We start from the raw sequence: 13,563 nt of genomic DNA, 5'->3' as shown, positions 1-13,563 counted from the left end.
GTTAAAAACTTGGAGTCAGAAAATCAAGGGTTGCGGGATGAGAGTGATGTGAGAAAACAGCCGTTTAAGACAAAATCTTGCTCGATTACATCGCAAGCTTAAGGCAATGGCAACGAGAACACCGCAGGCATCGCATGATTCTTTGTGGCAAACAACAGACGGACAGCAACGCATAACCTGGGAAGCACACGCAGGTTGGGTGCGTTCTATTGTGTTTAGTAGTGACTGGCACTAAGAGGAGTAGCAGAAAGTTCTTAAATCAAGAACAGCCCTCAACAAATTCAACTTCTGGTAGTTTACCTGAGCGAAACTGAGTAACAAGCTTACCATCAGTCTCGAAGACAACGCGATAGTTTTGGTCAGGACGGTCTTTCGGGATAAATGTCAAGTAGTGTCCGCCTTGAACATATTTATGAGGTGTGACTTTAATTTGTCCTGGGTAAAGAGACTTTATTTGCGCTTCTGTGTCGCCAATTTTTGCACCTTTGAGGGTGGTAATTTGGGCATTTTGCTGCACATCTACTCTAGAAATGCGACCTCCTGTCACCATAAACGAAAGATTTTTGGGTTCATTTTGTGGCTTAACATAGTAGCAATTGTTATTGGGTGGATCACCCACTAGCTGAGTACCAGCAGCCTTTGCCGCTTGGGAAAGAGTCATCCCAACCCGTACTGTGCCGATTCCATTGATAAACAGTTTTGCCTGATTTGTCAGTTTCGCTTTTGCTACAACTGTACCGACAGTTAGAGAAGAAACCGCCAACGTTAAGGAAGCAAGAGTCAATAATTTAGTATTCATATGTGCAAATAAAAGTCGAGGAGGAAATTCGCGATCGCCACTTTCTTTAATCAAAGCCAGTTCTTTTGGCCCAGTAGGACGAAAAAGTGTGATTGTTTCTCGATCGCCCTTGGGCAAAGGTTTTCGTGCTTGCACCCATGCCGTGGGAATACTTGACCTGTAGATACTGCCACAATACCACCTGCGATCGCACAAGTAGTATCTCTATCTCCCAAGCCACAAAAAATAATGGGGATAGTTAACACCATCCCCATTTAAATTGACCAGTAGCTCAAGATTTTTCTTTAAGAGCTTACAGTTGCGGTACGTACTGCTGTTTCTCAGGAACTTCAGCGTACTCAGCCACAATCTGGCGGAATTCATCGCCGTCAATGGTTTCTTTTTCGATAAGCAAATCGACTAAGCGATCGGTGACAGTGCGATGGTCACGCACAATTTTCTTGGCGTTGTCGTAGCATTCTTCCACGATCGCTCGCACTTGTCCATCAATGCGAGAGGCAATGGATTCGGAATACTCAGATCGGGTTGTCCAGTCACGACCCAAGAAAACTTCACCCTGCTGGCTCTCCAACGACAGTGGCCCTAAGTCGGACATCCCGAAACGAGTCACCATCTGCCGCGCCATTCCCGATAACTGTTGCAAGTCTCCACCAGCGCCAGTTGTGACTTCCGCAGCCCCAAAAATTACTTCCTCAGCAGCGCGACCGCCCAAAGCACCAGTAATCCTGGCTTTCAACTGAGAACGAGAAATTAAACCTTGTTCTTCGTTGGGAGTAAACCAAGTCAAACCTTGCGCTTGTCCTCTTGGAATCAAGGTGACTTTCTGTACTGGATCATGGTCTTTTAACAAAGTTCCCACTAAGGCGTGTCCAATTTCGTGGTATGCAATTAAGCGCTTGCTCTTGCTGTCTACCAAAGGAGTACCTTCCATCCCAGCGACTACCCGATCAACCGCATCATCAACTTCGCGGAGGGTGATAGCTTCTTTGCGTCTTCTCGCAGTGAGAATTGCTGCTTCGTTAAGTAAGTTGGCTAAATCAGCACCAGTAAATCCAGGAGTGCGGCGAGCGATCGCATCTAAAGATACACTAGGGTCTAGTTTCTTGTTGCGTGAATGGACTTGTAAGATTTCCAAACGTCCTTTGATATCGGGTGCATCGACAGTTACTTGTCTGTCAAAGCGACCGGGACGCAACAATGCTGAATCTAGTACGTCGGGACGGTTGGTAGCAGCAATAATAATGATGCCAGTGTTACCTTCAAACCCGTCCATTTCGGTGAGCAATTGGTTGAGGGTTTGCTCTCTCTCGTCGTTACCGCCGCCGATACCAGCACCACGTTGGCGTCCTACTGCGTCGATTTCATCGATGAAGATGATACAGGGGGCGTTGTCTTTGGCTTTCTTGAACAAATCGCGGACGCGGGATGCACCCACACCAACGAACATTTCCACAAATTCCGAACCGGAAATACTGAAGAAAGGTACGCCTGCTTCACCAGCGATCGCTTTTGCTAGTAAAGTTTTACCAGTTCCAGGAGGCCCAACTAACAGCACTCCCTTGGGAATCCGTGCGCCTACTGCGGTAAATCTTTCTGGCTGCTTCAAGAAGGTGACAACTTCTTGCAATTCTTCCTTAGCTTCTTCAATTCCGGCTACGTCGTCAAATTTGACCCCGGTTTTCGCTTCCATTTGGAAACGCGCCTTGGATTTGCCGAAGTTCATCGCTTGACCTGGCCCGCCGGGGAGGTTGCTAGAACGCCGGAACAAAAAGAACAGCCCGGTAATCAATAAAACTGGGAATATCAGATTGCCCAACAATCCCCAAATTGCGCCATCATTCCGCATCGGGTGAGCATCAAAACTGATGTCTTTTTCTTTGAGCTTGCTAATTAACTCAGGAGCGTTAACAGGCAAATCCACACGCCACCTTTGGACACGATTTTCGATGTCTGGATCGCGGGCTTCTATAATTGCTGTCCTACCGCCTTCGTACAGATCCACACTGTTGACGCGATCGCCATCCAAGTATTCTAGAAAGCGACCATAAGTCATGCGCGTATTGGCTGCATTCTTACTCATGTCAGTAGGAGCGCCTGCAAAGGCCCCTTGCCAGAAGAAAAAACCAATTACCAAAGCAGGCAATGTCCAGAGTACTACGACTTTCCAAGAGAATTTCATCTTAATTTGCCTCTAGATGCCTATACAATTCATCAGCCTTAGTAACCAAATGTTGATCACTCTGCCACTTTAAGCTGTTAAACGGATGTCTATAAATCCATTTTGTTTAATTTGATCTCTTATATGCACTGCCATACAGCGATTGGCGCATTTTGGCGATGCCAACAAGAATCTTAATCAAAGTTAACTTAATTTTAATACAATATCGCACGAGAAAAGGGAGCGCAACGGGATGCAAAGACACGGATAATTTCTCCAGAATGTTCTTCGTGTCGTTCCAGCCTCTCTCAATCATTATTAGGGGAGTAGGGAGTGGGGAGTGGGGATTAGGGGAAAAGGGAGACAAAGAAGGGGAATAAACAATGCCCCATGCCCCATTCCCCATTCCCTACTTAACTTCTGTAATTTTTAGAGTGTAAGGAAGATACTTACCTTCTTGGTAGGAACCAATCCAAACTTCGTAATTTCCAGGTAGCCATTCACCAATCATGCCAGCATTTTTGCCATCAAAATCGTCATTGCACCAACTACCACCAGGCCCCTTAATAATGATGGTGGTGTCTTCAGGACTTTGTACTTGCAGCTTTAGGTAGTCAAATTTACTTGTAAGCGCTAATCTATGGTCTGGTGTTTCATCAACAAAGCCGGTGCAAGGGCCAGTGGCTGTTTCACTTCTGGCACCTACTTGACTCCCAGATATTGAACCACCACTCATCCCGCGAACTGTCAGGGGATCTGGAGAAAACTGAGGGCTAATGGTGACATCTCCAAATATCGTTGGCGTTTCCTCAGCATCAACGGTAGCATTTACTGTTGATGTGATGAACAGCATAACTATCATGAACGATAATCTCATCCCACTATTGAGCACTTTTGTTGGCATTGTAATTACGTTCGCTTCTAAGTGTTTTTGAAGACATGAATTTTACACACCAAGTTCCCAACGTGAGGATAATTGACTACCTATTTTAGATTTGAAATTGGGGAATGGGGAATGGGAGAAGAATTCTTATAATTCCTCACTCACCACTCCCTACTCCCCACTCCCAGATCCATTTAAAATTTGTTGTAATCGCTAATTAGCTTCTGTTATTGCCTTACTCAAGCGTGACTTATCTAAACCAATCTGATTTAGTAGTAACCAAGATTGTATAAGGTCGGGGCCATGAACATCCCCAGTTAAGGCTGCTCTGAGCGATCGCATTACTAAGCCTTTTTTGACTTTTTGCTCTTTCACCACTTGTTTGATAATCTCCTGGGCGGCGGCTTCTGACAGTTGCGGCTGATTTTCTAAAGCTGTGACAATCCCCTCAAGGACAGCAGTAGAACCTTCTTGATTGAGTTGTGTACTACCTTCGTCGCTAAATTCAACTGTGTCAGTAAAAAACAGTTGGCTTTGAGGTACTGCATCTACTAAACGAGTCAAACTCTGGCTAATTAAAGTTACTAGCTGTTCTAACCAGGGGCGTTCTCTTCCACCATCAAATTTATACCCAGCTGCTTGCCAATAGGGTATGAGTAAATCTGTGAGTTTATCTACTGGCGTCTTGTGGATATACTGACTGTTTAACCAATCCAGCTTGTCCCAGTCAAACTTTGCACCTGCTTTATTTACACGCTCAAAACCAAATTCTTTAGCTGCTTCTTCTAAGGTAAATATTTCTTGCGTCGAATCTGGTGGCGACCAACCCAGCAATGTCATGTAATTCACCAAGCCTTCAGAAGTAAAGCCCATTTGCTGAAAGTCAGAAATAGAAGTGACGCCATCCCGCTTAGAAAGCTTGCGCCCTTCCATGTTCAAAATTAGCGGCGTGTGGGAGAACTCTGGAATTTTTGCACCCATTGCTTCATACAGCAGAATTTGCTTGGCGGTGTTGGCAATATGGTCTTCTCCCCGGATGACATGGGTGATTTGCATATCGATGTCATCCACTACAACTACAAAGTTGTATAAAGGTTGACCGCTACCCTCTTCTGAGGCGCGGGCGATGACCATATCACCACCTAAATCACTACCTCGCCAAGACATTTTTCCCCTTACTAGGTCGTTCCAGACAATTTCCCGCCCATCTTCGATTTTGAAGCGAATCACAGAGGAGCGACCTTCTGCTTCAAATGCGGCGCGTTGTTCTGGCGTGAGGTTGCGGTGACGGTTATCATAGCGAGGAGCTTCGCCTCTAGCTTTCTGAGCTTCTCTTAGAGTTTCTAATTCTTCAGAAGTGGTGTAGCAGCGATAAGCTAATCCTTGATCTAGCAGTTTTTGCACTGCTTCTTTATAAAGATCCAGGCGTTGAGATTGGAAAAATGGCCCTTCATCCCAGTTGAATCCTAGCCAGCGCAGCCCTTCAAGAATATTGTCGGTATATTCGGGACGCGATCGCTCTAAATCTGTGTCTTCTATTCGCAGGATAAATTTCCCGCCGTGGTGGCGGGCAAATAACCAGTTAAATACAGCCGTTCTAGCTGTACCAATATGTAAATTTCCGGTTGGACTTGGCGCAATACGGACTCTGACAGTCACAGTTAATTCTCTCTTTCGCAAAGCATGATAAATGTAGCTTATATTCAAACCTTGAATTCTGGGTCAATCCCTTTGGGGAATTCAAAATCTAAAATCACCGAAGTTCATTTCAGTGATTGACTACTCATAAATCTAGAACGGGACTGACGGGGCTCGAACCCGCAACTTCCGCCGTGACAGGGCGGTGCTCTAACCAATTGAACTACAGTCCCTTGTTTGGCAACTTTGCTATTATCACTATTTTTTTTCTACTTGTCAAGCGTTTTAGAGTTATAAATTAGGAATTCTTTTTGTCCCGTCTTTCCAAGGTGCAGATTTTTCTTTAAATAGAGCAGGGTAATACAACCTGTGGCTGTGATTCTAGATGCTGCAATATGCGGGATTGCATTTGTTTATACTGCTGCTTTAATAGCTGTTTGCTCAACTGCGGTTGAGAAGCTGGTGGTAGACTATGAATTTGTTGCGCCCAGTTTTTCAACATTTGTCGCTGAGTTGGTTCGATACGACTGCTGAGAACGTTGGTGCAAAAATGTGGTGCTTCCAGAGTAAAGAAAATCAAAGGATAGTCTTCATTTTCAGCCAGGAAACTTACCAACTTAAGATTTTGGGAATTTTGCATATCTAAGTAGCATGGTAGCCACTTAGGAGCCAATTGCCGATTGTAGAGTACAGTCACCCACAACAGCATTGGGTGAGGAGATGTCATGAAGATAAAGTGGTTATAGCGGGTAGAAAGAGCATAGTTTTTGATTTCTTGTTTACGCAACATTAACCATAAGGCTGTCATAGATCCCTGTGCGGTGTCTATAAGCTGGGGAAAAACAATTTCTTGAATCGGTTTATTTTGAGGCCACAAAAGTTTGCGACAGCTTTGTTCTACTGTGATTGGTACTGAATCTAAAGGACGGCTAAGGATGAAACTAGAAGGTACACTTGTAGGTATACTGGGATGATTAGACTCTTCTAAACTGTTTAAGACTTGCAAAATTTGAGCGATATTTTGGGGGCGATCGCAAGATTTTTTTGCAAGACAAGACATGATTAAATTATTTAGTTTTTGAGGTATTTTAAGAGTAGGCTGAACATCTGCGATCGCTTTTGGTTGCTCAAAGTGATGTGCTTTATACCAAGCACCAAAGTAATCAGTTTCTGGCTGCCAAGGTTTTTTGCCTGTGAGCATTTCAAACATCATCACGCCCAGGCTATAAATATCAGAGCGACTATCTAATTTTTCTCCATCTAGGTGTTCTGGTGAACAGTAGGGTAAAGTGCCATTAAATCCTTTGCTTGTACTAGCTGTTGATGATGCATAATTCAAAAATCTAGCAATACCAAAATCGAGAATTTTAACTAACTGTCCCAATATCGGATCGGGAATAACTAATATATTGGCAGGTTTTATATCTCTATGAACTAACGGAGAGATTTTGCCATCAATGTTAATGCCTTGATGGGCGCACTGTAAGCCCAAACAAATTTGACGGGAGAGAGTCAAAAACATGGGCAGTGGTAACGGAATTAAATCCTTTAAACTCTTCCCACATAGATATTCCATAACATAGTATGGTTTTCCTTTTTCATTTACACCATAATCATACGCCCGGACTATATGTAAACTATTTTGACTCAAAGCTGCACTCATTAAAGCTTCACGGGCAAAGTCTTGTTGCATCTTGTTATCGACAACAGTTTGAGTCAAAAACTTAATAGCAACTGGTGTGCCTCCTAACAAAATATCATTTGCTAAAAACACTTCACCCATGCCACCGCTACCAATTAATTGCTTAAGTTGATAACGATTGGCAAGCAAGCCCGTACTACTTGGAGATGTAATTAAGCTCTTGTTCACTTTATTTACCTCTGTTGCTGAGTCTATTTAAAGTTAGTAATACACACATAAAAATATAATTAGGTAATGGGAACAAACATTTTTCTTTTGATAGCAGACTTTCAATGACGTGACAAAAGGTTTAAAAACATTTTCAAAAATTTATCCATCCAACTTTTTAAACCTTCTGTCTCAGATTTTTGCTCTGCGGCTAACTTATGTAAGATTTCTAACTTCAGCTTTTCATAATCTGTTTTTAGAAGATTTTTGGCTTGATTAGACAGAATTAATTCATTTGAAGGCTGACTCATCTCTAAGCAATCTATAAGTTGCTGGCGCTGATTAGCTGTAAGGCTTAAAGTTGTTACATGAGAGCAACGAGTTGGATCTTCTATGGCAAAAAATAGTAGATGATAGTAACCTACTTCCGCTAAACTACGTGCTATATTCTGGCCTTTATTATCTTTCAAATCCAGAAAATAAGGTAACCACTTAGTCATAGAAGGTTGGGTATCATATAGTACAGTTACCCACAATAGCATCGGGTAAACATTTATTTTACTAATAAATTCAGTACCATGTATTTTATCCAAAAATTTTGTAATCTCTTGTTTGGGTAACATTGCCCAAAAAGTTGGTATAGCTCTTTCAGTTGTTTGTAGTAAATGGGGAAAACCTATTGGCGCAATTGGTTTATTTTTAGGCCAATTCTTCTGCAAACACTCTTGTTCTGATAATAAAGTTGAAGGTATTAATTGAACCGGGCATGAAAGTTTAATAATGTCACTGCTATTGCTAGGAATACGCTCATTAATCTGAATATTGGCTTTTTCTAAATCTTCTAATATTTGGTTTATATTTTGAGGGCGATCGCTTACATCTTTAGCTAAACAACTCATCACTATTTTTTCTAACACCTGCGGGATTTTTACTTGCGGATTTACTTCCTCAAGGGTAGGTGGAATTTGAAAGCGATGCGCTTGATACCAAGTACCAAAGGAGTTACTTTTTGTCTGAATCTGGAATGGATGCTTTCCTGTCAGCATCTCAAACATTAGTACTCCCAAACTATAAATATCAGAGCGAACATCTAGCAATTTTCGCCCTTCCATGTGTTCGGGAGAACAGTAAGGCAAACTGCCAATAAAAGAATCTGTAAGAGTCATCCCACTTCGTTCTGTTAGAAACTTGGCAATACCAAAATCTAATATTTTAACAATTTCTCCTTGTTTCCTATCTTCAGTAATGAATATATTTTCTGGTTTAATATCTCTATGAACAATGGGATAAATCTCTCCTTTGAGGCTGATACCTTGGTGGGCACATTGTAAGCCTAAACAAATTTGATTACAAATATCTAAAAACTTCGATATTGTTAAGGGCTGAATTTTAAGAATTTGTTTGAGATTTTTTCCTTGCAGGTATTCCATCACATAAAATGGAGTCTTATCTTCAGTAACGCCATAACTTAATATGCGAACAATATGTTTACTTTTGCGGCCCAACTGAGCGCCGATAAAAATCTCTCTAGCAAAGCGTTGGGACATGTGCTGGTTCGCCAAACTGAGTGATAAAATTTTGACTGCGATCGCCATACCACCTTTAGCAGTATCTTCTGCTAAATAAACTCTACCCATGCCACCTTTGCCAATCAAATCTCTTATTAAATAGCGATTATTTAATAACTGTCCAATGTAATTGTCTAATTCTGCTTTTTGCCCTACCATATTCTCAATTTTACTTGGTAACATAAAAATTATTAATGAAAAATATTGTTGGCAAAATACTTGAATAAGTCTAGCTAATTATTAAATTTAAATTTAATAATTATCATAAGTTATAGAAAATTAATCATATCCTGTAATCATGGTTCATCTAGCGGAAAATTCTTCTAAACATTGTGTAACATATTTATTAAGCAATACGGTTGAGAAATTACACGGAAACTACAAATAAGCTAGATAAAGCTGGCTAGTAGATTCCGTGAATACACAGGTAAAAATAAATAATTGTAAAACCCTGATACCTCTGTACAGTTAAAGGTTGAGATTCGGGAGGAAACGGCGTAATAATCTGATTAGTGGTGTTTCAATTTTAATTTTAAAGGCTAGTATCTGGGTACGTTGCAGAGAGTTAAAATTGTTATCACTGATGAGAATTAATGATTGCTGACCATCGGGTAGTTTAGGGCCAAGAGTTAAGCCTTCAATGTTGTCTAGCAATACATTTAGGGTTCTCAAATCTAAGAGAAGTTTTTTCTGAACTGGTTTAATATTCTTAGAGCCAACTGCTAAAAGGCTATCTATCTTATGAATATCATCAGATCCTTCTAAAGAAACCTGAAACAGAGAAATAGCAAATCCTAAACCAGTAAAAGACCGTTCTAAACTTAGGAAGTGTCCTTGATTATCCAGAGCAAGTAAATCAGGTAATCCACTAACGAATTTGCCAGTCACATTCAAAAAGGGAGAAACTGGTTCTGTTTGGTAAAGAAATTCCTTTTCTGGCTGATTGTTGAGCAAGTTGTATTGCAAAATCCGGCAAGGAGTACCGATGTTAGCTTTCGCTGCGACACCATCTTGAATTAGAGCATTTTCGGTAGCTGTGAATAAATGCTTTTTATCGGGTGTGATGGTAAGGCTTTCAAAAGCTAAATTGTTGCGGATACCTTGTTCACCACTTTTGTTGGGCAAAAATTTGTTTGGTATGGGAAGTGTAGTAATTTCTTTGCCAGAAGATAATGAGAACTCTTTAATAAAAGGACTAATTAATTTTGCAGCATCGCCTTCAGAAGAAATAAATACAGTTGCTTTATTAGTTAAGGTAATACCTTCTGTATCAGTTTCACCAGGGCGAAATGTTTGCTCATTTTCATTTAATAATGTGGTAACGCTGACAGGAACAACTTTAACCTTTTGTAGGGAACCCTTACTTAAGTCGATTTTCAGAGTGTAAAAACGGGCATTAGCTTTTTGTCCACGGTCATCGGAAATAGCATAATAAAGGTTGTTTTTGGGATTATATGTAATTCCCGATAAACCTCCAACTTGATTTTTTTGTAAGTTTAAACCTTTTCCTAAAGTAGCTTCTCCAATAAACTCTATGCTACTTATTTGAACAGCATTTATGGGTAAAAATTTGAATAAAAGAATGATAATTATAATTGGGATAAAGAAGTAAATAATTTGTGGAAGTTTGAAGATATTTTTAATTAGCTGCATATATTTTGTTAAAATGGGAAAATTATAAATAAGATATCACGCTAAAATAAGCAGGGTTCACATCTGTACACCGCTATAAATAACATGTATTCTAAGCAATTGAAAAGCTTTAAAAAATCCGAAATTACTTAAGCTAGGCGCAAACCATATTCATCCTGAAAAAAGTTTACCAGCCAGTTTTTCACTCTGAGAGTAGCGCGACAGTCATCTTCGTTGTAGCTTTGGATAATTTCTAGTAAGGTGCGATCGCCTGTTTCTAGCCACTGATCATACCAGTAAATACATTTAGCACCACTAGCTTCTTTTTCGCGCCACTCGAATCCTAACCAACGAGCGATCGCTTTCAGGGCATAACTTTCTACAGGTAATGCTACACTTTGCGTTAATTGTTCATATACATCCACAAATCGACTCAGTACAGGACGCACTAAGGAGGAAGGAGTTTTGTAAAGCCTTGCCAACCGTTTAACTGTATCAAACTCGTAGACACAAAAATGATAAATTGGCGCTTCGGGATATTGCCAAACCAAATCCAAAAATTGCTGCCAAACTAATTCTTCGTCTTCTGGTTTATCTGCTAAAAACGAATAAAATTCTTCTGTATTGGCAAGCCTATCAACGACCAAAACCCCCAAGAGATAATTTAAATCCAAGTCTGGCTGCGCCTCAATATCAAAGTAAAGCTCTATGGGTGCAGTAAATGTAATATCTTTTATTGGTAGCGGGTAGGGTAATATTAACGGTCGTTTTTCCAGTGAAGATTGAGCTTGCACTATGAGTTTTGGCGCTACTTCCCTGTCAAAACCAACTAGGTTTTCTAAGGTGCTAGGACTGGTGTTAGCCAGAGATTCTAGCGTGGTGATAGCTACGTCTTGAAGTTGAGTGTAGCGAAGAGGTGTTACACCTGGTAATAATGAGAGATGTTTTTCAGATTGAGCGATCGCATAACATTGAGTATACCAATGGCAAAGATTGCACTTTTGCCGAGAAATAAACACCTCTGGCGGATTTTGTAACTCTAAAACTTGAATCAACTCCTCCACAATCTGCTGCATCCGTGGTGTCCATTTGAGCAAATCCACAGGATAATTTCTCTCTTTGGTACGCAATATCAGCCAAGCTGTTTCTGGTGCTAAGTCCTGTATTGTTGCCAATACCTGGGCGTGAAATGCGGCAACAACTTGATATTCTTGCTTAGGACGCTTACCCAGTTCAATACTAGCCGGAACGTACATCCAATCTCCAAAGCAAGATTTTCCTGGCCGTTTGACGAGTAAATCTGGACGACTTAGCAAGGTGTATCCCTCAGAATAATTTGCTAACAATACTCCCTTATAGATGTACTCAACCCCACGCTGCATCAATTCTAAAGTTGCTGCCTCTGCCGCTTCCCAGTTTCCATAAGAATAATCTGGTTGGTGATAAGTCACCTTTGCCAAAGCACTTAGCTGATGAGCGATTTTGTCCTGTTGTAGTTTCCGCAGCAACTCATTGGGAGCATCACGCTGACTTTTGTCACCGTGGATATCTAGAAAAGTGCGACGTTTACAGCGTTGGTATTGCAGTAGGAGTTCAGCATTAATTAGCATTCTTTTAAGTTAACAAGAATTAGTACACTCTGGGAGTAACTCAGACAATTAATGATTGAGTGGGAGAATGGAGGAGGATGAGGGAGATGAGTAAAAAATAACTAACGATCAATAACTTCTGACTAATCCAAAATCTACAATCTAAAATCTAAAATTGGTATGACCAGTACTTCTGCCACACAAACCAGGTTGCATAGCCATCGAGAGCAATTTCCGGCTTTGGGGAATAAGACTTATTTCAATTATGGGGGACAAGGGCCGATGCCCCAAAGGGCAATGGATGCGATCGCCCAAACTCAAGCTTATGTTCAGCAAATAGGCCCCTTTGGTAATGAGGCGTATCGCTGGATAGCGCCCCAGACTCAAGCTGCAAGAGAAGCGATCGCTTCTGAGTTAAATGCACCAAGCGAAACAATTACTCTTACCCAGAATGTTACTGTTGGCTGTAATATCGCTATATGGGGCATTGAGTGGCGTGCTGGCGACCATATACTGCTTTCAGACTGCGAACATCCAGGCGTAATTGCCACAACACAGGAAATCGCGCGAAGATTTGCGGTGGAAGTTACCACCTGTCCTCTTAAGGCGACTTTAAATGAGGGCGACCCTGTAAAAGTTATTGCCCAGCACTTACGCCCTAATACCCGTCTTGTAATATTAAGTCATGTTTTCTGGAATACTGGTCAAGTTTTACCTCTTGATAAAATTGCCGAAGTATGCAGAAATAATCATTCTTTTTTACTGATAGATGCTGCTCAATCTGCTGGTTTGTTGCCTTTAAACTTGACAGAATTGGGTGTAGATTTTTATGCTTTCACTGGTCACAAATGGTTATGTGGCCCTGCGGGTGCTGGTGGCTTGTATGTCCGGCCAGAAGCACGAGAAAGCCTAAAACCTACCTTTATTGGTTTGAATGGCATTGTTGTAGATAGTCAATCTCAGCCTGTGGATTGGCTTCCAGATGGGCGACGATATGAAGTGTCTACATTAGCTTATCCGTTGTATGTTGGATTACGGGAGGCGATCGCAATCCATCAGCAATGGGGAACCTCACAGGAACGTTACGAGCAAATTTGTCAAAACAGTGCTTACCTCTGGCGGCGCTTAGTGGCGTTACCTGATGTCAAGTGTCTGCGAACTTCTCCACCCGAAAGCGGTATCGTCTCGTTCCAACTGCTGAATAATCAGCCCCAAGCTAATCTCAAGTTAGTGCAATTTTTAGACTCACAAAGAATATTAACTCGGACAATTGCCGATCCTAGCTGTATACGAGTTACCGTCCATTACTTTACTTTAGAATCGGAAATCGACCAATTGATTGAGGCGATTCAAGGTTTTAGCAAAACTAATTAAAAGTTAGGAATTATAATTTTCACACCTAACTCTGCCGATTTTAGATTTTGGATTGAAGTAAAAATCTAAAATC

Annotated in this window: 10 protein-coding genes and 1 tRNA gene; 2 read left to right on the top strand and 9 right to left on the bottom strand. The window is 41.2% G+C overall.

The genetic code is table 11. From position 1 onward, the window contains the following. Positions 1–106: 106 nt before the first annotated feature. Positions 107–235: a hypothetical protein gene (locus VE944_RS27945; RefSeq protein ID WP_267871033.1), complete on the top strand. Its 129-nt coding sequence runs from the start codon at positions 107–109 to the stop codon at positions 233–235. A 24-nt stretch (positions 236–259) separates the two neighbouring features. On the opposite strand, the gene VE944_RS27940 is transcribed toward VE944_RS27945, so the two are convergent. The 9 genes from VE944_RS27940 to VE944_RS27900 all read right to left on the bottom strand — a co-directional run bounded on the left by VE944_RS27940 (position 260) and on the right by VE944_RS27900 (position 12,137). Beyond that, a complete protein-coding gene (locus VE944_RS27940; protein WP_324985026.1) occupies positions 260–994 on the bottom strand; it encodes a hypothetical protein in 735 nt (244 codons plus the stop codon). 97 nt (positions 995–1,091) lie between these two features. Further along, a complete protein-coding gene (gene ftsH2 / locus VE944_RS27935; RefSeq protein ID WP_324985024.1) occupies positions 1,092–2,978 on the bottom strand; it encodes an ATP-dependent zinc metalloprotease FtsH2 in 1,887 nt (628 codons plus the stop codon). A 388-nt stretch (positions 2,979–3,366) separates the two neighbouring features. After that, positions 3,367–3,861: a hypothetical protein gene (locus VE944_RS27930; protein WP_324985021.1), complete on the bottom strand. Its 495-nt coding sequence runs from the start codon at positions 3,859–3,861 to the stop codon at positions 3,367–3,369. Between the two features lie 192 nt (positions 3,862–4,053). Further along, on the bottom strand, positions 4,054–5,499 hold the full coding sequence (gene gltX / locus VE944_RS27925; RefSeq protein WP_324985018.1) for a glutamate--tRNA ligase: 1,446 nt from the start codon (positions 5,497–5,499) through the stop codon (positions 4,054–4,056). Positions 5,500–5,637: 138 nt separating this feature from the next. Then, positions 5,638–5,711 (bottom strand) — tRNA-Asp (locus tag VE944_RS27920). A 110-nt stretch (positions 5,712–5,821) separates the two neighbouring features. Beyond that, positions 5,822–7,348, bottom strand: a complete 1,527-nt coding sequence (locus VE944_RS27915) for a serine/threonine protein kinase (RefSeq protein WP_324985014.1) — start codon at positions 7,346–7,348, stop codon at positions 5,822–5,824. A 101-nt stretch (positions 7,349–7,449) separates the two neighbouring features. Next, positions 7,450–9,078, bottom strand: coding sequence for a serine/threonine protein kinase (locus VE944_RS27910; RefSeq protein WP_324985012.1), 1,629 nt, complete (start codon positions 9,076–9,078; stop codon positions 7,450–7,452). Positions 9,079–9,363: 285 nt separating this feature from the next. Then, on the bottom strand, positions 9,364–10,548 hold the full coding sequence (locus tag VE944_RS27905; protein ID WP_324985010.1) for an esterase-like activity of phytase family protein: 1,185 nt from the start codon (positions 10,546–10,548) through the stop codon (positions 9,364–9,366). Between the two features lie 128 nt (positions 10,549–10,676). Beyond that, a complete protein-coding gene (locus VE944_RS27900; protein ID WP_324985007.1) occupies positions 10,677–12,137 on the bottom strand; it encodes a TM0106 family RecB-like putative nuclease in 1,461 nt (486 codons plus the stop codon). Positions 12,138–12,296: 159 nt separating this feature from the next. Between VE944_RS27900 and VE944_RS27895 the strand changes: the two genes are divergently transcribed. Then, positions 12,297–13,490 (top strand): aminotransferase class V-fold PLP-dependent enzyme, encoded by a 1,194-nt coding sequence (locus tag VE944_RS27895; protein ID WP_324985004.1) that lies wholly within the window; start codon positions 12,297–12,299, stop codon positions 13,488–13,490. Positions 13,491–13,563 lie beyond the last annotated feature (73 nt).

Origin of the sequence: Nostoc sp. (genome assembly GCF_035638895.1) — a bacterium.
Classification (GTDB): domain Bacteria; phylum Cyanobacteriota; class Cyanobacteriia; order Cyanobacteriales; family Nostocaceae; genus Nostoc.
Note: the sequence above shows the minus strand (reverse complement) of the source record. Positions and strands in the feature narration are given on the sequence as shown.

Bases quoted from the DNA above. Each gene is read 5' to 3' on its own strand.
- VE944_RS27945 (WP_267871033.1), top strand. From the start codon at position 107: ATGGCAACGAGAACACCGCAGGCATCGCATGATTCTTTGTGGCAAACA.
- ftsH2 (WP_324985024.1), bottom strand. From the start codon at position 2,978: ATGAAATTCTCTTGGAAAGTCGTAGTACTCTGGACATTGCCTGCTTTG.
- VE944_RS27930 (WP_324985021.1), bottom strand. From the start codon at position 3,861: ATGCCAACAAAAGTGCTCAATAGTGGGATGAGATTATCGTTCATGATA.
- VE944_RS27910 (WP_324985012.1), bottom strand. From the start codon at position 9,078: ATGTTACCAAGTAAAATTGAGAATATGGTAGGGCAAAAAGCAGAATTA.
- VE944_RS27905 (WP_324985010.1), bottom strand. From the start codon at position 10,548: ATGCAGCTAATTAAAAATATCTTCAAACTTCCACAAATTATTTACTTC.
- VE944_RS27900 (WP_324985007.1), bottom strand. From the start codon at position 12,137: ATGCTAATTAATGCTGAACTCCTACTGCAATACCAACGCTGTAAACGT.
- VE944_RS27895 (WP_324985004.1), top strand. From the start codon at position 12,297: ATGACCAGTACTTCTGCCACACAAACCAGGTTGCATAGCCATCGAGAG.